A 23561-nucleotide genomic window follows, 5' to 3' on the forward strand; every position below is an offset into this window, starting at 1 on the left:
TTGTGCTAGATTATCTATAAATAATCTAATCGCATAATTAGTAATGGCAAAAAACACCCAAATTGAAACCTACATCAATTACCAAAAATCGACTGATAAATCGCCGTTGACCCTGGCAAGTTATCAAAGCGACTTGTTTCAATTTGTAATATGGTTTGAATCGGTTAATAAAACTGATATGAGACTGACCAACATTACTCCAACTGACGCACGTCAATACAAACAACATTTAATTGATTCGGGGCTTAAGGCCCCAACAATTAACCGACGCTTGCTGTCTTTAAAATATTTTTTGGAATGGGGATGGAAAACAAAGAAAATCAAGTATCGATTCCCCTTTCCAAAAACAGTAAAACAATCTCAAGCGATGCCAAAATGGTTGAACCGCAACCAGCAGAACCAATTAATGCGACACGCCGAGCAGTTCGGAAGCAAGCGAGATGCTGCTATTGTGAGAATACTTCTTAATACGGGTTTACGTGTCAGTGAGTTGTGTAATTTAAAGTGGAATGACATAAGCTTAAGTGAACGCAAAGGCCGCCTGTCTATTAATGCTGGCAAGGGCTGTAAATACCGTGAAGTTCCTTTGAATAAAGATGCCAGGATTGCCTTCCAAGACTTGGGATATGCACAACATGCAGGTTCTAATGAATATATTTTTAATGGCCAGCGAGGTGTCCTTAGTCCTCGAGGAATTCAACTGATGTTAAAACGATTGCATACCCCAGAAGACCTTGGCATGATTTCTCCTCATCAATTAAGACATACTTTTTGTAAAAATCTCATCGATGCTGGAATAAGCTTAGAGAAAGTAGCCTCACTTGCAGGGCATGAGCGGTTAGATACAACGAAACTTTACTGTCAACCATCCTTTTCCGATTTAAGTGAGGCTGTAGAAAGGATTGGGGAGATTGAGTAATGCGTTTAATTGAAGTATTACCAAATTATGAAGCCAAGCGTTTTGATAAACCGCCAGTATTAACCCAGGATGAACGAAAATCTTGTTTTCAGGTTGATCTCTCTATTTCATCAATGTTTGATAAAACAAAACAGGATATTAATAAGTTAGGGCTTTTGCTGCAATATGGTTACTTTAAAGTAACTGGTAAATTCTTTACCGCAAAAACATTCAAGTCTGCTGATATAAAAGTTGCTGCAAAAATAATAGGCATCACACCACCAAAGGATTTTATACATCAATATGGTGATAGAACAAGGCAAAAGCATCGGTTATTCATATTGGAAAATACTGGGTTCCTCCCATTTAACAATAAAATAGATTTCTTTGAAGAGGCCATCATAGACATGGTCGATAAACAGATGCATCCTCGCAAACTGTTTTATGCACTAGTTGAGCAGCTAAGACAAAAGAAAATAGAATTGCCAAGCTATGATAGAATCGCAAGAACCATCACGGATAAACTTCATGCATTTGAGGCAAGGGTCACAAAAAATATTGCCGAAGTTATTACAACCAAGCAACAAGAGGCATTGGAACAGTTGGTGTCAAAAGAAGGAGAGCCTTATGAGAGGGCTTTGTTAACACGTCTGAAAAACATATCCCAATCAATGCAGCCCGCTAAAATCAAACAGGACATGCGCAATTTTTTAATTATAAAAAAACTTCATCGAGAACTAATATCTGTAATAGAGAAACTGGCTTTATCTTCTGAGGCGATTAAATATTATGCGGGTTGGGTAAACAAGGCGAAAACAACACAACTTGCTGAGATGGCTGATACCCATAAGAGAAATCTGTATTTAATAGCATTTATTGACTATTGGTATAGGCTTTGGCAGGATAATCTTGTTGATATTTTGTTAAAATCAGTTCAACAACACTTAAATAAGGCGGCTCGTGAAGTTGATTTATTAATTAAGGACAGGTTGCCTGAAAAAAACAGACTGGCCAAATCAGTCATCACTGGTTTTAATAATGCCAAAGATACCTTAGATAAAGTTCAACGAGTCGTTCATGATATTAATTTAAATAATGATGAAAAGGTTAGGGAACTCAATAATATTCTACCTAAAGAAAATCATTCATTTTCTCAGGTCGAACTGGATGCGAAGGAATTACAGCTTCAGATGGAAAATGAGAAAAAATGCAATGATGAATTTAATGTGCTGAGTAACTTGTCCAGGAAGCTACAAAATCGTGTTGCCGAAATTATAAAGCATCTAAGCTTTGAGTATGAGGATAATGCAAAAGCGATTTTTCAGGCAATTGAGTTCTATCAAAACAATAAAACAATAACTGCTACTGCACCAAATGAATTTTTAGATGATCATGAGTACCAGGCTATTCATCGTGATGGGAAGTTTAACATATCGCTTTATAAAGCCATCTTGTTTTGCAAAGTTGCTCAAGCTATAAAATGTGGCCAGATAAGTTTGAATTATTCGCTCCGTTATTTGTCTATTGATTCTTACTTGCTTGATGAACAGTATTGGCATAAACATAAAACCCATTTGTTAGAAAAACTTGGACTTACCGAGTTTAGTGATGCCGAAAAAGTACTTTCTTTATTGCGAAGCACGCTGGATAAACAATTTTTTGATGTGAACCAACGTATTGTTCAAGGAGTCAATAATTATATAACAATTCGCAAAGATGGCGGGTTTTCGGTCTACACGCCAGCGGTGGAAAAACCCAAGTATGACTCTATTACAAGTATTATTGGCGAAGGTAAATATATTCCCATTTTACAAATGATGGCGCAAATGAATGCATTAACCAAATTCACAGCCTGTTTTAAACACCACAAAATTACCGGCTCGAAAACACCACCAGAAAATGAAATCTTTTATGCAGGTATCTTTGGCTTAGGAAGCAACATCGGGCTTCATAAACTTAGCCATACAGCTATTGGTATTAATTATAATACTCTGTCTCATGCTGTTAACTGGTATTTTTCCTTAGATAACCTTCATGCCGTTAATCAATCACTTGTGGATCTGATGAGTAAATTATGGTTGCCTCAGAAATTTAAGAGAGAGCGAGACTTGTTGCACACATCCAGTGATGGCAAAAAGCAATGCGTATCAGCAGAGTCACTGAATACCAACTTTTCCTATAAGTACTTTGGCAATGGAAAAGGAGCCAGTGTTTACCGTTTTATCGATGAGCGTGGCATCTTATTTTATTCAACGGTATTTACCAGCAGTGAACGTGATGCTGCTTATGTGATCGATGGTTTGTTGCACAATGATGCGGTTTCATCCGACATGCACTCTACAGACACACATGGCTACACTGAAAAAGTGTTTGCTATATCACACCTACTCAGTGTGACTTTTGCGCCACGACTTAAAGATATTGCTTCACAAAAGCTGGTCAGCTTTGGAAAACTAAAAAATATATTAGAAAGTAAGGAGTATCCCATATTACCCACTTACTATGTTAATGAGAGTAAAATTAAACGATATTGGGATAACATATTAAGGTTGATTGCAACAATAAAACTACGGGAACACCGTGCCTCAACAATTCTAAAAAGATTAAGCGAATACTCAAATCAACATCCACTGGAAGAATCCCTTAAAGATTTTGGCCGTATCATCAAATCAATCTTTATCCTGAAATATATAGACGATGTGCAATGGCGGCAGGCTATTGAAAAACAATTAAACAAGGGCGAGTTAGCCAATAAATTTTCTGATGCCATATCTTTTGCTGATCCGAATATTTTAGAACCCTTAAAAGAAGATCAGGAAATTACGGTTATGTGCAAAACAATTATCCAAAACATTATTATTTTATGGAACTATATCGAGTTAACCAAAGTAGTGATGCAAGTAGAAAATGATGAGAGGAATATTCTTCTTGAAAATATTACCAATGCATCTATTTTGACCTGGCAACATGTCAATCTGCACGGTACATATGATTTTAGTAACCTGTTTAGTTCAAATGATTCTGAATTTATATTGGATGAGGTAATTAATTTTAGGGCAGCTTAAGTGAATTACATTAATATGGGACATAAATATGCCAACAGTTTTAAGGATTAGAGGTTACCGGTTTTTCTTCTATAGTCTTGAGGGATCGGAACCCCCTCATATTCATATTGAACATGGGGATAAGGTGGGAAAATTTTGGCTTGAACCTGTAAGCCTGGCCAGCTCATATGGGTTTAGAAGCCATGAGCTAGGAAAACTTAGGCTCTTGGTTATTGAACATAAAGAATTATTTTTGGAGAAATGGTATGAATACTTTAGCTATTAAATTTGATGATCACGCGGTTGATGTAAGTTTTACAAAAACTTCATTACACTTTGTATTGGCAGATGGTCGAGAAATTTCAGCACCTCTTGAATGGTTTCCACGTCTTAGAGATGCAACGGATGATGAACGTAAAAATTGGCGGTTTATTGGTAATGGTCTTGGAGTGCATTGGTCAAAGATTGATGAAGATGTCTCTGTTAAGGCTTTAATGAAGGGAACTGATTAATTAATATATCGACTTTTATGCTTTTTTGCGCTTTAATAATTATGCGATTAGTTATAAGGGTCAGTTTGTGTTGATAATACTGGTCCTATATTGTTTTATTAAGTTGATTTTAATCAAGATAAATTTCAAGAACAGATGCAAATTTGTTTTTAATTTAAACAGAATCGCTCTCTCAGTTCGCATTTGCCCCGTTTCTGTAATTTAACCCACATTTACATGGCCTGAGCTTGAGCTTATTTTAACTTTCCAGATTATTGTTTAAGCGGACTAAAAAATGATTAAATAACACGCACTCATCTCATCAAATCCGTGTAAACGCTTAATTAACCCCACTCTTCTCAGGCATTTCCAAAGCAGGTAAGCTGCGCATGTTTTCAAGTTCGGAAGGGTTTACATGAAAGGGCAGCAAAGCTTCGAGCTGTTCGATGGTTTCAGCATATTGGATGTTGGTCAGTGCGTATTTCAACCATGCGAAAGCATCAACCTGGTGTTGCTTACAGGTTTCGATGAGGGAATAGAGGATAGCACCTGCTTTGGCGCCCGTTTCGTTGCCATGAAAGAGCCAGTTTTTTCGTCCGATGACGAAAGGTTTAATGGAGCGCTCTGTTCGGTTGTTATCTATTTCGAGACGGCCATCGTCAAGGTATCGTTTGAGCGCAACCCAGTGCGTCAACAGGTAATGAACGGCTTTGCCCAATGGGCTTTTCGGTGGGATATTGATTTTTTTATCTTCAACAAAGTCTTTGAGTTCATCAAGAATAGGTTTGGCCTCTTTTTGTCTTGCCTGATAAATATCGTCTGGTGCAGCCTTTGCCTCTTTGAGGGAAGCTTCCAGCTGATAAAGCTCGGTAAAATAGGTCAAGACTTTATGGGCAATGCCTTTTTTCTTGCCGGCAAGTTTGACCACATCGACAAAATACCTTCTGGCGTGCGCCATACAGGCAACATGGGTAACATGGTCTTCTTTGTCTAAAGCGACATAACCACCATAACAGTCAGCATGCAGGTAGCCGCTGAAGTCGGAAAAGAAATCAGCCGGTATCTGGTGAGTGCGTGACGGATGGTACTGATAAACATAACAGCGTTTATCCGGTGGACCGCCAATGAATAGCCACATATAGGATTTTGATGTTGGCGGTTTGTTTTTCTGCTTGAGCACCTGCACGGGTGTTTCATCCGCATAAGCGATGTCATAATCGTGAATGGCCGCAACCATGAGTTTAACCAGCGGCGTTAATAAATCAGCGGCTTTTACCACCCAGTTGCAAAGCGTTGCTCTGGTAACGGGAATGCCCGCTTCTTTAAACATCGCCTCCTGGCGATAAAGCGGCATGTGGCGGTTAAACTTGGCATCAATCACTGCTGCCAGTAAACCAGACGATGCAATGCTTTGTGGAATAGGTTGTTTCGGCAGTTTGGCCGTTTGAATGGTTTCTTCACATGTCTTGCAAGCGTATTTTTTACGAACATGAACCACACGGAAGGTCATTTGCGGTACAACATCCAGTTGTTCTGAGATGTCGTCACCAATATGAGTTAACTCACAACCACAGTCGCAATGTTTTTCTTCATCGCTTAAGTCATGAATCTGCTCAACATAGGGTAATGACTTGGGCAGTGCTTTGCGGCCTGTGCCTTTTTTAGCACGGGTATAGGTAATGGTTTCAGTTTGAGAAGGCTCAACAGTCGATTCATCCTGTTCACTGGATGGCTCTGCTTCGTCAAATTGCAATGCCATTTGTTCCGGCACGACACCTTTTTCGCTTTTGCGGCCAAAGCGTGCATTACGGAATAAGTGCAGCTGGTGGCGAAGCGTTTCGATAGTGCTTTCCTGCTGAGCCAACAATGCCAACAAACGCGCATTTTCTTCGCGTAATTGCTCTACTGTTAAGTCAGATTGTTGTTTCATCGTTGGTATTATTTGTGTTGTTTTAATGGGCACTATTATACCAAAATAAGCATGCAATGTAACGGTTTAATTTAATAAAATCATGAAGTTAACTTAAAAATAATGCTTGAAATCAAGCATGGGAAATTCAGACATCAACTTAAATTCAAGCCCCGCCAACAACCAGTCCAACTGTTGGTGAGTAATGGCTTCAAGCTGGGTTGACGTCTTCTCCATCTTAAATTTTCCACGCTCTAAGCGCTTGTGATAAAGCACAAAACCATTCTTATCCCAAAACAAACACTTAACCCTGTCACGGCTACGATTATAAAAAACGTAAACAGAACCATCGTTCGCCGGCGATTCAAATTCCTCAATCACCATGGCAGCCAAGCCATTAATGGCTTTTCTGAAATCAACAGGTGTTGTTGCAACATAAATCGCTGTCGTTTCCGGTAAGCGCAACATTATAACGCCCCTGCAAACGTTAAAACTTCACGTAAAATGACTTTGTCGGTCTGACCGCTGATTCCAAGGCGTACACCATTTGGCAACATTAACTGAATGGCCGGCTCATAGGGCGTGTTTGCCGAAGTAGGTTCAACAGCTGACTTAACCGCTAGAAAATGAGGGGATGTTCTCTGCGCTTTTGAAGCTTTAGGACGAAGACGTCCTCGCCAATAACAAAACGCTGAATGACTTATGCCTTGCTGTTCACAGTAAACAGCTTGGGTTAAACCACTGACTTCCCATGAGTCATTATGAGATTGCCAAAATTCGCGTCGTGATCTTTTCGGATTGTCTGTCATGCTGATTTTCTCCGTTGTTAAAAATAAACGGAGTATCAAGGTTGGGAAGGAACTTTGCTAGGTGAGGTTAATTAAGCGCTTACAAATCCGTTCAGTATTTTTCAAAATAGGAACTAAAATGTTATGCAAAAAAAATTTGCAGGAATTAACGTGGAAACGCTGGTGTTGGTTGCTGCTTGGAAAAATCCTTTTGTTTTTCAAGGATGTTTTAAAATTACTGAGTTACACAGGGATAACACTGCTCTATTTTTCTTCCGATGTAAATCCAGACATATCAACCAAACTGATATTCTTCAGCATGCTTTTTCTCCTGATAAATATGAATTTACCCATTTATATAATGAATCTGGTCTTATTCAGCTAAACATTTTGTATCAAGCGCAAGAAAATAGCTTATATTTATTGAAATATGCCTTGCATATAACTTTAGGAGAAATGCTATCTAGTAGAAAAGTACATTTTACCTCGATAGATGATATGGCCATGCAAGCTCTAATTAATAAAGTTAAACCTATTCTGAATAGAGAGTGTAATACCTTACCGGAAGAGAATCATATCGGATTTGCCGTTGCCATGGATTTTTGCCCAAAAGATGAAATGGCCTTATTTGCAGCATTAGGCTTACTTGAAAAATTAAAAAATCAAGACACAAAAATCATATAAGCTTACTAAAGGCGGTCGTCATGAGATTATTTGGCTGCAAATTGCGGATTATTTGATCAAATTGTTAAGTCTGCGCAATAATTTTTACGTCAGGTCGCAAGTTCCTGTATTTCAATTTAAGTCAACTGATAATTTTTCAACATAACGGTGATAGTTATCGCTTTATCTGGTGTCATATATTCTTGCAGGGTTTGGTAGCCTTGACTCATATGAATTTTTTTTGAGCGATCCGAACCTGTTTCCAGATAGCAATCCACTCCTAATTGCTCAGCAATTGAAAATGTTTTTTTCATAAGGGTTGAGCCAAAACCTTGTCCTTGAAGTTCCGGCTTGGTCCCTAAGAACCAGCAATAAATAAAAGGGTGAATTTTCATTTGTTCTTTTTTTATTTTTTGAGATGTATTAGAGATAAACATGAGTCGTCTAAAAGACTCTTTACCCATGAGTTTTGGGGTTTTGAGCATTCCGGAACGAAAGAAACGCCAAAATGAATTTTGCAAATCACCTGGTTTGAGCCGCAAGGCTACTGATTCAAAATGCTCAGTTCGCCAGGCCCATCCATACAATATAGAATATTTAACCCATGTTTCTATAACGGCCAGCGCGTTTTTATAGTAATTTTCTTCCGTTATAAAAACCCAGCGCATGAAAGGATCGTGCTGAAAAGCCTGAAACAACGTAAAGGCAGCATCTCTTATTTCATTTTTTTGTACCGCATAGACTTTGTTTTCTTTCATTAAAGAAGTTCCTGAGTAAAATATGAATGATGGGTTTTATTATAGTGAATACTATTTTAAGTGATAAATTGCTAAAAATAAAAAATAAAATCTATAATCTCAGGTGTATAAAAGCCTCAGAATAAAATTAATAAAAAGGTAATCATTATGAAAAAAGGCCGTATTCTTGAAGCAACACAATATTATGAGGGATTTAATCAGTTTTCCGTTTATAATATCGAAGCTCCGAGCCTTAATCCGCAAAAAAATTATATTCATTTGAATAAAAGAGAAATACTGCATTGTTCTGACTCTGTTATTGTATTGATTTATGCTTCTGAAATAGACAGCTTTGTTTTTTGCCAACAATTTCGTTCAGGAATATTTTTCAATCCATCAGAAGATGATCCCTTTCCGCTTGAGTGCGTAGCAGGTTCAATAGAAAAAAACCACAGCCCGGAAGAAACGGCTTATCAAGAGGTACGCGAAGAAGCAGGCCTTGAGGTCGGGCATTTAAGAGAAATTATGGTGGCTTATACAAGCCCCGGTATTATTACTGAAAAAACGCATATCTTTTATGTCACTGTAAAAGAAGTACCACAAAGTCAATTAGGTGGCTTAGAAAGTGAGGGTGAAGAGATCCTGACTCATGTAATTAAAAGAGAAGACGTGTATCAAATGATGGATAACATGAAGATTAACGATGTTAAGACATTATTAGCATTAAACTGGTTTCGCCGTGAATTTAGCTAATCCATTTAATAGTAGTTAAGTTATTTTTAGTATATTATTTTGAATAACAGGAGATAGGAGAGACATTATGCAGATTCAAATCAATACGGATAACAATGTTGAAGGACATGAGCAATTGGCAGAGAAAGTCAAAAACGAAATTAATAAAAAACTGGACAGGTTCAGTAATTATCTTACACGTATTGAAGTTCATCTTGGAGATGAAAACAGCCAAAAATCAGGTCAATACGACAAGAGATGCCTGCTTGAGGCCCGCCTCAAACACCATCAACCCATTGTGGTCAGTGATAATGCATCTACAGTTATGCAGGCAACTACCGGAGCCGTTAAAAAATTAAAACATGCACTAAAAAATACCATTGGACGTCTAAGCGACATTTGATCTTTTTCGTTTTCATATCAAGATGTGGTTTTAATTTCATGACACGAAATAGCCGCCTGCGGCAAAGATGAAATAGAGCAAAACCAGAAATCCACCCATCCATCTTGATATCTGTTGTCTAAAGACAAAAAAAGATACAACCATCATGGTCAGCAAACATAGAGGCAAGTAGAAATATAATGTTGAGCGGTCAACCGCAACAGGTCGTATCATGGCAATGATACCTGCATTAAATAAAAAAAACGCAAAAACCGAACCAACCACATTGCCAAAGCTGATGTCCGGCCGGCCCTTTAGTGCAGCAGGTAATTCTCTCGCCAGTTCTTCGATGCTGACTAAAAGGGCAAGGATAGTCATCCCAAAGAAGGTTTCTGATATATCAAAATAAGTTATCATGGTTTTGGACGCAACAACCACCAGCTCGCTACCCACAATGATGCCAGTAAGAGAAAGCAATAATAGCCCTAAAGATTTCCACTTCTTTTGTTTAGTGGAAGTTTCAGTGAACTCATGAGAAGATTTGATGTCATATCCTTTTTTATTTAGCCAGGCAAGATAGCTTATGGACAAAATAAATCCAAGAAACAAGAGAACTCCATCTATCCTTGAGAGTTCTCCGTCTATTGCTAATATGCCAAATAAAAAAATGGCCAGGTTGGGTAAAAGAAGGATGCGAATTGGTGTTTGCTTAAACTTCATTGACGTTATGAGCGCAGTTATTCCAAAGGCAAGCCCAATAGCCACCATTGTAGCACCGATAATTGAACCTAAGGCTATACCTGCTGCTTCATTAAAAGAACCAACGGCTCCGACAGCCAGATTTTCAGGGTCAAAACCAATAAAAACAACACTCACAAGAAAAACTGAAACACCAAAGCCGGTTGACGTGCCAACAGCTCCTTTAACCAGCTTTTCAGCAAAATAAAGAAGAAGAGCAAGGCCTGTGATAAAAAGAATAACCGCCAGAACAATGTTCAAACTCTTCCTCCATGAATCCGTTTTAATTTTCTATAGCCCCTGTTCTATAAAATTATAGAAAACCAGGCCTATCCTGCCAGTAATACTCATTTGTCTATACTTTATTTATGAAGTCTGTTCGATAGTTGTTTTTATGGAATTAATAAATGCATTATGAAGAAGGAAATAAAGCCCTCATAGCAGCAATGGAAAACTGGAATATTCGTTGCGCATTTGGTGTTAATGGGGGAGGAATCATTCATCTGCTGAAATATGTTAAACGATTTTCCGTTAATGAAGTTTCTAAAAAACTGCGCTTTTTTACCCTGAGTGAGTATGCTGCAGGTTTTGCACCCATTGGATATTATCTTTCCTCAGAACAAACAGCCGCATGTATCACGACCACCGGTGCTGCAATAAAATTAGCTGCCAGCGGTTTAAGTGATGCGCGTTTTATGCGTATTCCGGCTTTATACATTTTTTCTTTGAATAACTCTCAGATGACCAGACAGTCTCCTTTACAGGATGTGGGGGAGTATGGAATGAATATTGTGCCGCAATTAAAAGCTGAATTTGGCGATGCAGTACAGGTCTTAAAAAACATTGATCAACTTCCAGAACAGTTAAATCAGATAGCTTCAGTTTTATCGCAATCCAGACCTGCTGTTTTTCTTTTTTATCCAGACATCTTATGCCAACCGATAAATCTTACTCACTTGCCGAGTATACCTTCGATTAACACAATAGATAAAGAAGCTCTTAATTCTTTTATCTGCTTTCTAAAAAAAGCGTCACATGAAGACAGGCGATTAATTTTATATGTTTGTGCTGAGGCAGGCTTTCAACAAAAAACCTATCCTTTAATTGAAAAATTAAAAAATAAATTAGGGGGTATTGTCGTTTGTACTGTCAATGGCTCAAGTGCAGCCGGTCAAAATACTTCCCATCATTACGGTCATATTGGACTAGGCGGCAATGAAAGGGCGAATAAAATCTGGAATCATTTGAACGAGAAAGATATATTGATTTGCTTAGGTATGGAAGCAGGGGAGTACCATTTTCCACAAAATAAATTGCCTGTGGGAGATTGCTGGTGTTTTACCCGTCATAAGCGTGGCTATGGTTTTATTGACGGCTCATATCAACATCGATTTAAAAATAATTTCAATGTTGTGCACGGACCACTTCATTTATCCCTTTCCATGCTGCTTGAAGAGTTAGAAGTAGCGCCAGAAATAAAACCGTTTCCTGTTTCATCCTTATCTCCAGTTACAAAAAATCTTGTACATTCTGTTGAGAAATCATATGTTGATTTAGTTGATTTCTACCAGAATTTATCTGCGCTTTGGAAAAAGCCGAGTATCGGATTTGATGATGTATGTATATCTTATCGCGACAGACAATGTATTATGGAGGTTGCTCATCCTAATATTCGCTTTTTCAGTGCTCAGGATGGTTCGGCCATGGGCGGAGCATTTGGTATGCTGATTGGGGCTAAAGCCACACACACCAACGTCCATTGTTTTGGCTTTTCAGGTGATGGCTGTTGGAGATTATATGGAGGTGCATTAGCAGAAGTAAGTAGATTGGGGATTGTATTGTTTATTATGAATAATAATGAATATCATATCGTGCGGCATGGACTTGATCTGATTATTCCGGGGCTGCCTTCTGAGAAACAACATGCTCAACTCAACACCATTGATTTTGTGATGGCGGCAAAAGCACATGGCTGGCAAGCCATTAGATTAAAACCAGATCTATCTAACTTAAAAGATATCATGAAATATGCCTATTCAAACAGAAAGCAATCATTGCTTATTGATGTACCCGTGGATCCGAACCAGGCCTTAGGCTCAAATCCTCGCTATCAGCATCTCACAAAAAATAGTTTTCTTTAAATAGCGTTTAAAAGAGTAGAGGAAAGCCGTGCTTAAACGTTGAAATCTGAAACCCCAGCGCACTAAGTCTGATTATTCTGATAATCAGACTTAGTGCGCTGGAACATAATAAAAGACCCTATAGCATCTCATACACCGCTTTAAACAATTCATTCAAAATAATTATATTTTAAATTACATTTCTGGATAATCAACCGTGTATGGCATGGCATTTGATTATTTTATTTTTTATTGACGAATTAATCGAGTATTTTTCCTTTCAACAGACGTGCCCACGGTTGAACGGTAAGGATTAATATCCAAACCTCCTCGTCTTGTATAACGACCATAGACAGTTAATATTTCAGGTTTACAATGGTTCATGATATCTACAAAAATCCGTTCAATACATTGCTCATGAAACTCATTATGGTTTCTATATGAAACAAGATATTTCAATAATCCTTCCCTATTTATTTTTTGTCCTTTATAGGCTATTTGTATGCTTCCCCAATCAGGTTGATGGGTGACCAGACAATTTGATTTTAACAGATCAGAATATAACGTTTCCTCTACCATCTCATCATGAACGGTAAGGAAAGATGGCTCAACCAAATAAACAGAACATTCAACATCGAGATGATCAATGCACTCACCGCTCAAAGATTGTGACAGAGCAAATTTTTTAGCTTGTTCAAGAGGATAAATTTTGATGAAAACCGGTGAACCAGTACATTTCTCCAAATCTTTTTGGATGATGTTTTCTAATTCAGAAATACTTCTAATCTTTGTATTGTTAAAAGAATTAAAGTAAAGCTTTAGTGACTTGGATTCAATCAGTTTTGGCGAATGACAATCATAGATAATTTCACCAATACCAACCATAGGCTTTCCTTTTTTATTAAGCCAGGACACCTCATAGTGATTCCAATAGTCAAAGCCCACAAAAGGAAGATGAACTGGATCAATGCCTATCTCTTGCCGCTTAGACATCCTTGGAATAGGATAGAGTCGATTTGGATTATAGCTTGATTCGTAAGCAGACTTTTTACCTAATTCCGATTCATTAGCCGATTGATATTTTAGCATGTCGTTCATGTCTCACTACTCTCGAACATCTCGATAAAACATAATTTTACATTATCAGATAGCCTTAAAGCCAGGCAATAAGCAAGAAACTGGTCATTGTAAGCGGTCTTTATCGGCCATAAAAAAAATGATAACATTGTAAAAAACAGTTGGCATGATTAATTAATGCTCAAAAACATGCACTTAAAGCAAAGCTTTTTTTTAAAACTCTCAATTTTATTATTAGCTTCGTGCCAATTATGGGTGACTAGCATCCATAGCAATTTTTTTGAACAAAAATCAGTGAAACATACGACTAAATATTTAAGCAGCAATTCAAAATGCCGTAAAAATGCAAGTGAAAATATAAATCTCAAACCTTGTCAAAAATCGCAAAGCTCAATGTTTTGCATGTTATATACGGAGTACACTTCAACTACATACGCCCCTTTTGGTCAATTACTTATCTTTTTTCTTCCGGGCATATTAACAATTGGAAAACTGAAAAAGATCTATAAACCTCCTAAATTAAGCTTTTGATTCTACATAAAATTTTTAGTCTTTATAAATTGATCTTTACGACATGTTTTTTCGTATGGATCCTTGTTTTGATATTAAATTTGAGGTTTTAAGATGAAAAATTATATAAGATTATTTCTGTTAAGTGCGCTATTACTGGCGGCTCAATTCAGTTTCGCTGATAAGAGTAATATACAGGTTCGAAATGATTTTCAGTTCCAGATTCAGAAATATCACACTCAGCGCCAGGGTGGGCAGGAATTGAACGTGTATGTACGTTATGCATTGAAAAAAGATCTCGATTCTTCTCAATATCCAGATTACAGATTGCTGCGAAAGCAGGTTCTGGACTATTTGGAACCCAGTGATGAACTGCCAACAAATACTTACTGGGAAATCATTGCTGAGAGAATTGGCGATGACTTATTTGCTCAATTCCCTATAGAAGGAGTCAGTGTTCAACTGTTGGTTTTCCCTAATGAATCGGGAGAAATATATGAGCCAGGCTTTCATGGCCCTATTTTCACTAAAGGGAAAATAGATCCATTAAATGTTAACCCCCCTATTATCTCAAATCCATCTCAATAATAGTGACCTCAAGAAACAGCTATCTGATAGCTGTTTCTATTTTTCCTAAGTCACAATGCAAAATTATTTTACAAAAAAAAATTAATTGTTTATTATTCAATCCATTTTAAATTTAATCAGGTTGTTTTATGACTTTAATTGTATTGATTGCTGGCGCTTCTGGCTCAGGAAAATCCTGTATTGCTAAGGAACTTGCAAAAAAATTGCAAGAAACGGGAATTAAAACAAATTTTTTAAAAATGGATGATTATTACAAGCAAAGACCTGTATCCATTAAAAGCAAAGAAGAAATCTCTGAATACCAAAAAAACACAAATTTTGATGCCCCACACGCCATGGATATGGATTTGCTTCAAGAGCATATTAAGCAATTAGCTCAAAATAAAAGTATAAAAAAACCCCTTTATTCCTTTATTGAATCAGATAGGCTTGGAGAAGAAGAATTTTCTGCGCAAGATGTTGTTATTATTGAAGGTATATTTGCCTTATATGATTTTGGCAGGTTGAATCTTGAAGAGAATACGCTTACTGTTTTTGTGGAATCAGTGTCTTATCTTTCCTATCAGAAACAACGCACAGAACGTGATATTAAGGAAAGATGTCGTACAGAAGAAGAAGTCAAAAAGCATGAACTGCGTTTTGTAAGAGAGGGCTTTTTTAAATATGTTGCCCCTACTCGTACATATGCTGAGGTAATCATTACCAACAATTATGCTATTAATAACCCTGTTTCAACCAAACCTTCAGAAGACAAGAATCTGCAATTGCAGATTGACAAACTGGTTGAAACGATTGGTAAACGTATAAAGCCCGAATCAGAACACCATGACGCTCTACCCCAATCTCAGTTTTAACACTTAGAGCAAGTGGTATTACAGCCCCTTGCCATATTTTCACTGATGTCAATTACACAACTCGCTAATGCGTAGACCTGTATTAAGATGAATAAATTAGATTTGCAATTTTGTTAAATTTAAAGTCAAATATAATTATTTACTACTCTTGTTACGCAGTGAGTATTTACATTTAGTGTGTTGTGATTGCAAGTGAGCGCCATATAACATTGTTTTATCTACAAAAGGAATTGGACATGTGCAATGAAAAGAACGGTATATCAGCAACGGAACTGGACAAAATAAAAAGAAGTATTAACTCTTTTCTTGTTTCAACGGATCAATTAGCAAGCAAAATTTCTCAATTTTCAAAACAGGATGCAAAACTGGATGGCGTTGTTGATCTCCTGACACAAGCTGAACATTACATACAATCACCTCCTGTGACCAAACAAGTCGGCTTTTTAGCGGCAAGACAAAATATTCCATTCCGTGAAATATTTTCTTTATTGAAAGATGGTTACAACGGCAAAATGAACGATCATCTACAGGAAATTCTAGATAGCGCTGAAATTGAATTAACGGTAAAAAACCGTGATCCTGATAATCCTCAAAGCCCAAAAGAGCTGGAAATAAAAATCGAACTTGCTGCTGCTGTAATTGATAAGTATGCTGGTTTATTGTCAATGGTTATAGGCAAAAAATCCACTGATAAAAAGGAAAAGGAAATCATTGAAAAAGCATCAAAAGCCATCGATGTATCTACCAAAAAATTCAGGCGCATCAACCTGATGTATGGTATTAGTCAAGTTGAACAGGAAATTAGTCATTACATCAGAGAACATAAAGCCAGCCATTGCTTGCCTTTTCTTTGCACAGGTAAAACCATCCAGAAATATCAGTCATTGGCCAAATCTTTGAGAAATCTTCTTTCAGACCCTCTGTCAGCGCATGAACTTGCTGGCGGTCTTTATACCATTCGAACCGCCACAAAAGCAATTTCTGACCCCAGTATTCGTAATGAGATATGCAAAGCCATTAATCAAGTCCTCACAACTAATGGTTATCCGGTTGAAGACAAAAAAGCTGAGAAATTCATTGAAATTTACACCACACGTATGGATACGTTAAAAAAACATCAATTGGCCTGAGTTTACGATAGAGATTATAATATCTAATAGATCACTAAGACCTTATCAGAGCTCCCGACAAATCGATGACTTGGAAAAACTCAGAGCCAGACTTAAAATCGACATCGACCGCAGTATCCATACGAAACTCTGTTTTAGACCCCGCTATCAAGTAGCAGGAACTCGATTGGGAAAAATAGCTTTGGAAAAATACAAACCCATATAGTTATTTACCAAGCAGAGATCATCTTAACACGCTGGTAAATGGTGAATTACTAAGTTCTTGTCTTTTCCCTGCTCTTATTGTCAGCCATGAAACTGGTAATATTGAAATTGTTCAGCTCATTTATGAAAAAATCAAATTGTTTTACTTGCTCCTTATTTCTGAAAACCATTAAATTATTATTTATCAAATCAAATTTGTATTGAAGTTTGCAAAATTCTCTTGGATTGGATAATACCTGTTGAGAAAAAGCAACTATATTAATACCCTTATCATGCCTTGCTGAAGGTACCCGTAATAAAGGATGCCCTTCTGTAGCAACGCGTCTTCCAATTTCCTGGCACTTTGTGTAATTCACCGGATCAATTAACCAGGGAAATTCATCTGCTTTAGGGGAAAGATCAAAAGCCAAGCCGCAACAATTTACTTTTGCTATTCTACGGTCAATCTGAATAAAGCTTTCTTCGCTAAAAGCATCAGGTGCATCCAGAATTTCTTTCATAAAATGAAAGGCTGTTTCATAAATGCTCGTTTCCATGGTTTCAGAGCCATACCAGACCGCAATAGAACCATCGCTGTAACGGGATTGAGTAATATGCTCAAACGGATAGTCAATAAAATCATTTTTACTGTAGTCAAAAGCACGCTGAATAATCTGTGCATTCTGTAAAGGCGGATGGGTATAAATTTCAAGAGAGTTTGCTGCTTCCCAATCCATGGGATCGTTGCTTAAATCATCAAATAAATCCTGTGACTTTTTTATACCTCGGATGTTTCTAAAAACATCTCTTGCATAGTCCATGGAGCAATCAAATAAAGACAAATTATTGTCCTCTTAAAAAATCAGTAAAACGTCTAATCTGAGCAATACCCATGTATCCATGTTCCAACATAACTTCTAAAGGAGCAAGATTATGTAGCTTATGATTTCGGGCTTTAATCCATTTATAAACCACTTCTCGATTATAAGGATATAAAATACGTAGATTTTTATGAATCCCTAATAAATTGCCTACTCGCTCTATTGTATCCCGACCATGAATAATTGCTGTTCCCTTTTTATATTTTGCCAGTTGCGCAGGGCTTATACCACCCAGTAAACTACATTCTTCCTCATTTTTCAGCTTCCAATGCTGAAAAAGAGCAATAACATTTTTTGTATTACGTTTTAAAATATCATCTGTTAATTGATGAGGAGTATTAGAAATCATAATAATAATATAAAAATTATCTATTTATATATAAATATACTCTATAAATAGAATTTGTCAAAATTTATATTTTTTTCAACATGATTTTCACCAAATTTCTAGTTTCCATGAAATATTGTTGATTAGAACGATACTCAAATTAATGCGGATGTTAATATCTCTGCTGTAAAAGAACTTCTTAAATAAAAGCCTCGAGGTAGGGTCTTTATTTTTTTTCCTGTAGAATCAAAAGAATAGCTTAAGGACTTGGCATTTGCTGCTTTGGGTCTAATCTGGAGATACTCTCCGTGTCGGGCGTCAATTTCTTCCAGTTGTCCCATACATATCATGTTGGTTAAATAAGTCCAGTCTGCTTCTAAAATCTGAGTTTGTTGTAAAGTCGGTGACCATAAAAAACCCAATCCTATTCTACGATGCAAAAAAGGAATTTCTGTGTCGCCTTCAACAGGTAACCAGAGAACTTTTTTTAATTTGGCAAAACATTGAGAGGCAGACCAGTTTTGTTGATGTATGGTTAACAGAGGAATAGTAGTAATAAAGGTAGACTCTGTTGGCTTACCATTTGAGCCAAGAGGGAGGGTTTTAAGTTCTATTCCCAAATGATGGAAATCGGGCAATGAATGATTGCTTGCCGTCGTCCCCAAAGCCAACTCAATAGCCTGCCCTACCCATCCTTTGCGCTGCGATGGTAGAGCAGGAAAGTCTAATCCTAATTGTTCTGCCAATTGAAAAAATGTTAACCCGGCAATTTGTTGATAATTGTCAATTAACTCTCGCTCATTTTTTGGTGGATTCTTTACAAAGGCCATTTTCATCTTCATCAACATTAACCAATTCTACATTCAGCGGAGGAATGGGGGGCTTTATTCCCGCTGCTTTAAATTGTGCCGTAATGGCAAACAATACTTTAGAACGAACTTCAAACCGTGTATGTTGTTCCACATTAATGAAGTATCTTACTTCAAATTCAATCAATGCTTCATCAATTTGTTTTAGAAAAACCTGTGCCGGTGGTTCACTTAATACTTCCGGAATAATAGCTAAAACATCCAGGATAAGTTGTTGTACCGTAACCGGGTCATCTGCTCTGCTGACTTTAACCGGCACAACAGTTCTGACAATATTATCCTGATGAGTCCAGTTGGTGAATGGTTTGTTGAAAGTTTCAGCATTGGGAATCAAAACTTCCATATTATCCCAAGAGGATACCCGCATAGAGCGAATGCCGATATGAGCGACACGACCCTCATAACTGCCAAGTGTGATTAAATCTCCTTCCCGCACAGGGCGCTCAATCAATAACATAATTCCGCCAATAATATTGCTGGCAAAATCACGTAAGCCAAAGCCCATACCAACGGCCAACCCACCTAATATAAAGGACATGCCACTGAAGTCCAGACCCAGCACTCGTAAAGTAATGATACTGCCAATCAGAATAACCGCATATTGAGAGAATACCGACAGACTGTTTCTTATTCCGGCATCTTTGGCATTACGGTATAACCAGCGATAACAAAATTCTCTTGTCCATTTGGCTGCCCAAATAAAAATAGAAAGTAAAATCAAAAATTCAAATGCACTTAAAAGAGTAATATGTACGCCTGACAGGTTAATAAACGGATACAAAATAATCGTTTCCAAACGGTTCATGATAGTTTGATCAGAAAACAGGCCAAAAAGCTGAAATAAAAGCAAGATACTGACGATAAGAAGTAGGATACGTAATATTTTATCTAAAGGTTTTAATAGAACTTCAATCCAAAGCCAACCATTTTGTAAAGAAGAAATCATCCATTCAGAGATAAGCTCCAAAGCATCAAAAAGCAGTCCACGTGTTAATACATAAGCCATTAAAATTAAAAGTATATAAGCCTGATATAAGTACATTGTCCAAGCGAGCGTCGAAAATCCAAGTAAACCGATAATGGCCGTGGTAAAGAGCGTTAATGGCAGTAGAAGCACAAATATTTTTACAGCATTCTGATAATAGCGTTTTTTTCTTTTCAAATAAGGTTTTAATAAATGCTGCAGAACATCTTTGCTTTTCCAGGTAACCAGCGAAATAGCCAGTATAAAAAGCATAAATAGCCGATTAAATATATCTTGCAAAATCACAGATAAGGGTAATTGATGACTAATAACCATTAAAGCAGTTGCCCATCCCCCCGCCAGCAACAACCATTTAAGTCGATAATATAATTTTACATCTTTGCCTGATGCATCGCTGATCCGCTCTAACAAAACCAAACGTGCGATCAAAATTAAGGTTCGAAAAGTTAACCAGACCACCATTAAATTGAATAATAACTGATAATTGGAATATGGGACTTTAGTAATCAGTAGACACATCAGCAGTAGACTGAACAGAGTAATATGAGGTATGTTGCGCTTTATTAAAATTAACAGGCCATCATAAAGATAGCCAGTCAGACGATAACGTTCCTTATTATGAGAGAGAGAAAGCAGAAATTGATTAAAAAGAAAAGCAAAGATTAAAATAATTATCATAGATACCCATAAAAGTGCGGCTGGAACAGGATCAGTCCAAAGATAATTATTACGAACTTTATAAGCCAATATTTTTAAATAATTATAAAATTGTTTGGGAATGGATACAATTTGCTGGAAAATCAATGGCAAACTGTCTATCCGATATTCAGCTAAAGTCTGATGAGCAGAAGATGGTTGTTTTTTTAATAATTGCTGATATTTTTCTAGTTTTTCACGCCATATTTTCTGTTGTTCAATACTCTCCCCTATCCTTTTTTTTATATTTTGCTCTAACTTCAGATATTGCTGCTTTATTTCTGTATTATTTGAAAAATAGTGGTCTTGTGCCAATGACGCCGACATTTTGATTAAAGATTGTTGCATAGTGGAAAGATACTCAACGGCTTGTTTGTAAATGTCCACAACATTGGCCAAACTTTTATTCGTTCGGTTTTTAAGCAACAGATAATGTGCCTTGAGGATTTTTTTTTGCAAATGAAGCACATTTATTTCCTGCTGGGCAAGACGAATATTTTGATTGTTAATTAATAAATTTGATTCATAAGCCATTAAAAACTGATCATTAATATCTGTTTTGTTTTGCTGTTGTTGTAAATCAATATTGCGTTGATAAAGCTGTCCAAGGAGTAGATTGACTTCCTCCTCTTTTGTTTCTATAGCTTTAATTTGTTGATTAAGTTTTATTTTGCTTTCCCATATTTGAATCTGTTTTTTTTCTTCCTTTAAAATCAATTGATATTGTTCGGCAAGTTTTATCGCTTCATTAATTAATTCAATGGTTTTTTTATTGACTGTACTTAATGTCTCTAATTTAGCTAATTGTTCCTGAGCACTGGCAAGAGCAGTTTTATCTACAAAGGCCTGTTGAATGGATTTGATTTTATGATCCAACTCCAGTTGCAGTTTTTGTTGATTTGCTAAAAATTCCTGAAAATTATCAATTTTTAGTTTGATGAATAATTGTTTGATGTTATTTTGATTTGAACGCTCAAGAAGTTCAGCCTCATTTTTGGGAGGCTGAATTAATTTAGTATTATTAATAGCCAGAGTCAGATTAACTTTTTCCTGGGCAAAATATTCTATCAGTTTGCCCGTGTTGTCGCTGTCATGTCCAAAAGAGCCTGAGGAGGTGAAAAATAACAACACCAACAAAAAATACTGAAGACAACGGCTAAAAATAACTTTGCTTACATTAGATTTGAACAGAAGACGCAAGTTTAATCCCCAGTTCTAACAGCTGATCATGTCCCACAGATGCTGGCGCATTTGTTAAAAGACAGGAAGCTGATTGTGTTTTTGGAAAAGCAATGACATCACGTATAGAGTCCGAGTGCGTTAAAAGCATGGCTAAACGATCAATACCCAAAGCGATACCTCCGTGTGGAGGTGCCCCGAATTGCAAGGCTTCCAAAAGAAAACCGAACTTACTTTTTGCTTCCTGCTCATTAATCCCCAGCAGTTCAAACACCGTTTGCTGCATGTCAGGCCGATGTATACGAATAGAGCCACCACCAATTTCAAAACCGTTAATGACAATATCATAAGCTCGGGCCAGTGTACCTGTCGGATTTTTTTGCAGATGTTCAGCGTCTGTTTCTCGAGGAGAGGTAAATGGATGATGCATTGGTTCAATCTTGTTTGTTTTTGGATTTTTTTCAAACATTGGCCAGTCTATGATCCACAATAATCGCCAACCTTCTTCGATTAGATTTCTATCATGGCCAAGCTTGACTCTCAATGCCCCCATAGACTCATTAACAATCTGACGTTTTCCTGCGCCAAAGAAAATAACATCCCCCGAGGCTGCTTCACACCTTTTTAGAATGTCATGGATAACGTCTTCGGAAAGAAACTTCAAAATGGGTGACTGAAGACCTGACAATCCTTGCTCAAGATCATTAACCTTAATGTAAGCAAGACCTTTTGCTCCATAAATGCTGACAAATTTACCATAATCATCAAGTTCTTTACGGCTGAGTTCGCAACCCTTTGGAAGTTTCAGAGCAACTACCCTGCCCTCCGGATCATTAGCAGCCTCACTGAACACTTTAAAATCTGAGTGAACAACTAAATCTTCAATATCAACAAGTTCTAGAGGAATACGTAAATCCGGTTTATCGCTGCCAAAACGTCTTATTGCTTCAGCATAACTCATACGTGGCAGTTGTTCTGGTAAATTGACATCTAATAACTGTTTAAATATTTTTTTCAACAATCCTTCGATTATCTCCTGAACCTGATGTTCATTGACAAATGCCATTTCCAGATCAAGCTGGGTAAATTCTGGTTGCCTGTCTGCACGCAAATCTTCATCACGAAAACATCGAACAATTTGATAATATTTATCAAAACCGGAAGTCATTAAGATCTGCTTAAAAAGCTGAGGAGATTGGGGTAAAGCATAAAATTCTCCCTGATGCACTCTGGAAGGAACAAGATAATCACGCGCACCTTCGGGAGTTGCTTTTGTTAGCATAGGGGTTTCAATATCAAGGAAACCACGTTCGTTTAAATAATCACGAATACAGCTATTCATTTTATGACGAATAATCAGGTTATTCTGCATCGTGGGTCTGCGTAAATCAATGTAGCGATATCTGTAGCGTAAATCTTCATTAATCAGGTGATGTTCATCTGGTAAAAAAGGCGGAGTCAGAGACTGGTTGAGTATTTCCAGTTCACTTCCCAGAACTTCAACCGCTCCAGTAATCATTTTTTCATTGACCATCCCAGCAGGACGCCTTCTTACTGTACCTGTCGCTTTAATGACATATTCATGTCTTAATTTCTCTGCCTCCATGAATATATCTTTATTTTCCGGCTCATAAACCACTTGCAAAAGACCAGAACTGTCCCGTATATCAAGAAAAATAACACCGCCATGATCCCGACGGTTATGAACCCAACCGCAGACAGTGATGGTTTGTTGAAGATGAGATTCGTTAATTTCACAACAATAATGTGTACGCATTA

The 23561-nt window shown here is 37.2% G+C and carries 22 protein-coding genes; 11 read left to right on the forward strand and 11 right to left on the reverse strand.

From position 1 onward, the window contains the following. Positions 1–43 precede the first annotated feature (43 nt). From E4T55_RS00305 to E4T55_RS00320, 4 genes are read left to right on the forward strand one after another with little or no spacing between them, the layout of a single operon-like run. Complete coding sequence (locus E4T55_RS00305; protein WP_058502383.1) at positions 44–919, forward strand: tyrosine-type recombinase/integrase; 876 nt, start codon at positions 44–46, stop codon at positions 917–919. Beyond that, positions 919–3963 carry a Tn3 family transposase gene (locus E4T55_RS00310; RefSeq protein ID WP_058502384.1) on the forward strand — a complete coding sequence of 1015 codons (3045 nt, stop codon included), beginning with the start codon at positions 919–921 and terminating at the stop codon, positions 3961–3963. The genes E4T55_RS00305 and E4T55_RS00310 overlap by 1 nt, the downstream gene beginning before the upstream one ends. Positions 3964–3991: 28 nt before the next feature. After that, on the forward strand, positions 3992–4228 hold the full coding sequence (locus E4T55_RS00315) for a DUF4160 domain-containing protein (protein ID WP_058502385.1): 237 nt from the start codon (positions 3992–3994) through the stop codon (positions 4226–4228). Continuing rightward, positions 4209–4454 carry a DUF2442 domain-containing protein gene (locus E4T55_RS00320; RefSeq protein WP_058502386.1) on the forward strand — a complete coding sequence of 82 codons (246 nt, stop codon included), beginning with the start codon at positions 4209–4211 and terminating at the stop codon, positions 4452–4454. The genes E4T55_RS00315 and E4T55_RS00320 overlap by 20 nt, the downstream gene beginning before the upstream one ends. 319 nt (positions 4455–4773) lie before the next feature. Here the strand turns inward: E4T55_RS00320 and tnpC are convergent, their stop codons facing one another. The 3 genes from tnpC to tnpA all read right to left on the reverse strand — a co-directional run bounded on the left by tnpC (position 4774) and on the right by tnpA (position 7151). After that, entirely contained in the window at positions 4774–6363 is a 1590-nt protein-coding gene (gene tnpC / locus E4T55_RS00325) for an IS66 family transposase (protein ID WP_058501897.1), read from the reverse strand. A 93-nt stretch (positions 6364–6456) separates the two neighbouring features. After that, positions 6457–6810 (reverse strand): IS66 family insertion sequence element accessory protein TnpB, encoded by a 354-nt coding sequence (gene tnpB, locus E4T55_RS00330; RefSeq protein ID WP_058501898.1) that lies wholly within the window; start codon positions 6808–6810, stop codon positions 6457–6459. Continuing rightward, on the reverse strand, positions 6810–7151 hold the full coding sequence (gene tnpA, locus E4T55_RS00335) for an IS66 family insertion sequence element accessory protein TnpA (RefSeq protein WP_058501899.1): 342 nt from the start codon (positions 7149–7151) through the stop codon (positions 6810–6812). The genes tnpB and tnpA overlap by 1 nt, the downstream gene beginning before the upstream one ends. Positions 7152–7274: 123 nt before the next feature. On the opposite strand from tnpA, the gene E4T55_RS00340 reads away from it, so the two are divergent. Next, positions 7275–7814 carry a hypothetical protein gene (locus tag E4T55_RS00340; RefSeq protein ID WP_058501903.1) on the forward strand — a complete coding sequence of 180 codons (540 nt, stop codon included), beginning with the start codon at positions 7275–7277 and terminating at the stop codon, positions 7812–7814. Between the two features lie 116 nt (positions 7815–7930). On the opposite strand, the gene E4T55_RS00345 is transcribed toward E4T55_RS00340, so the two are convergent. Next, positions 7931–8551, reverse strand: coding sequence for a GNAT family N-acetyltransferase (locus E4T55_RS00345; RefSeq protein ID WP_058501904.1), 621 nt, complete (start codon positions 8549–8551; stop codon positions 7931–7933). 147 nt (positions 8552–8698) lie between these two features. Here E4T55_RS00345 and E4T55_RS00350 point away from each other — a divergent pair, with 147 nt between their 5' ends. Both E4T55_RS00350 and E4T55_RS00355 read left to right on the forward strand, forming a co-directional pair. Then, on the forward strand, positions 8699–9283 hold the full coding sequence (locus E4T55_RS00350; protein ID WP_058501905.1) for an NUDIX domain-containing protein: 585 nt from the start codon (positions 8699–8701) through the stop codon (positions 9281–9283). Between the two features lie 67 nt (positions 9284–9350). After that, complete coding sequence (locus tag E4T55_RS00355) at positions 9351–9665, forward strand: HPF/RaiA family ribosome-associated protein (protein WP_058501906.1); 315 nt, start codon at positions 9351–9353, stop codon at positions 9663–9665. Positions 9666–9701: 36 nt separating this feature from the next. Here E4T55_RS00355 and E4T55_RS00360 read toward each other — a convergent pair whose 3' ends face one another. Further along, entirely contained in the window at positions 9702–10643 is a 942-nt protein-coding gene (locus tag E4T55_RS00360; RefSeq protein ID WP_058501907.1) for a sodium:calcium antiporter, read from the reverse strand. A 146-nt stretch (positions 10644–10789) separates the two neighbouring features. Between E4T55_RS00360 and E4T55_RS00365 the strand changes: the two genes are divergently transcribed. Beyond that, positions 10790–12523 (forward strand): thiamine pyrophosphate-dependent enzyme, encoded by a 1734-nt coding sequence (locus E4T55_RS00365; RefSeq protein WP_058501908.1) that lies wholly within the window; start codon positions 10790–10792, stop codon positions 12521–12523. Between the two features lie 228 nt (positions 12524–12751). Here the strand turns inward: E4T55_RS00365 and queF are convergent, their stop codons facing one another. Then, positions 12752–13600: an NADPH-dependent 7-cyano-7-deazaguanine reductase QueF gene (queF, locus tag E4T55_RS00370; protein WP_082636530.1), complete on the reverse strand. Its 849-nt coding sequence runs from the start codon at positions 13598–13600 to the stop codon at positions 12752–12754. Between the two features lie 603 nt (positions 13601–14203). Here queF and E4T55_RS00375 point away from each other — a divergent pair. The 3 genes from E4T55_RS00375 to E4T55_RS00385 all read left to right on the forward strand — a co-directional run bounded on the left by E4T55_RS00375 (position 14204) and on the right by E4T55_RS00385 (position 16661). Further along, positions 14204–14677 carry a hypothetical protein gene (locus E4T55_RS00375; RefSeq protein WP_058501911.1) on the forward strand — a complete coding sequence of 158 codons (474 nt, stop codon included), beginning with the start codon at positions 14204–14206 and terminating at the stop codon, positions 14675–14677. A gap of 128 nt (positions 14678–14805) precedes the next feature. After that, the gene (locus E4T55_RS00380; protein ID WP_058501912.1) at positions 14806–15531 is read left to right on the forward strand and encodes a uridine kinase family protein; all 726 of its coding nucleotides are present in this window, start codon (positions 14806–14808) and stop codon (positions 15529–15531) included. Positions 15532–15767: 236 nt separating this feature from the next. Further along, the gene (locus E4T55_RS00385) at positions 15768–16661 is read left to right on the forward strand and encodes a hypothetical protein (RefSeq protein ID WP_058501913.1); all 894 of its coding nucleotides are present in this window, start codon (positions 15768–15770) and stop codon (positions 16659–16661) included. 254 nt (positions 16662–16915) lie between these two features. Here E4T55_RS00385 and E4T55_RS00390 read toward each other — a convergent pair whose 3' ends face one another. The 5 genes from E4T55_RS00390 to aspS form a co-directional block, all read right to left on the reverse strand. Beyond that, positions 16916–17686 (reverse strand): RES family NAD+ phosphorylase, encoded by a 771-nt coding sequence (locus E4T55_RS00390; RefSeq protein ID WP_065235998.1) that lies wholly within the window; start codon positions 17684–17686, stop codon positions 16916–16918. 1 nt (position 17687) lies between these two features. Next, positions 17688–18074, reverse strand: coding sequence for a hypothetical protein (locus E4T55_RS00395; RefSeq protein WP_058501914.1), 387 nt, complete (start codon positions 18072–18074; stop codon positions 17688–17690). Between the two features lie 134 nt (positions 18075–18208). Further along, positions 18209–18889, reverse strand: coding sequence for a DNA mismatch repair endonuclease MutH (mutH, locus tag E4T55_RS00400; protein WP_058501915.1), 681 nt, complete (start codon positions 18887–18889; stop codon positions 18209–18211). Beyond that, positions 18852–21803 (reverse strand): mechanosensitive ion channel domain-containing protein, encoded by a 2952-nt coding sequence (locus E4T55_RS00405; RefSeq protein WP_223168293.1) that lies wholly within the window; start codon positions 21801–21803, stop codon positions 18852–18854. The genes mutH and E4T55_RS00405 overlap by 38 nt, the downstream gene beginning before the upstream one ends. After that, on the reverse strand, positions 21781–23559 hold the full coding sequence (gene aspS / locus E4T55_RS00410) for an aspartate--tRNA ligase (RefSeq protein ID WP_058501916.1): 1779 nt from the start codon (positions 23557–23559) through the stop codon (positions 21781–21783). The genes E4T55_RS00405 and aspS overlap by 23 nt, the downstream gene beginning before the upstream one ends. Positions 23560–23561: the final 2 nt, after the last annotated feature.

It is taken from the genome of Legionella israelensis, assembly GCF_004571175.1.
Taxonomy (GTDB): Bacteria; Pseudomonadota; Gammaproteobacteria; order Legionellales; family Legionellaceae; genus Legionella_D; species Legionella_D israelensis.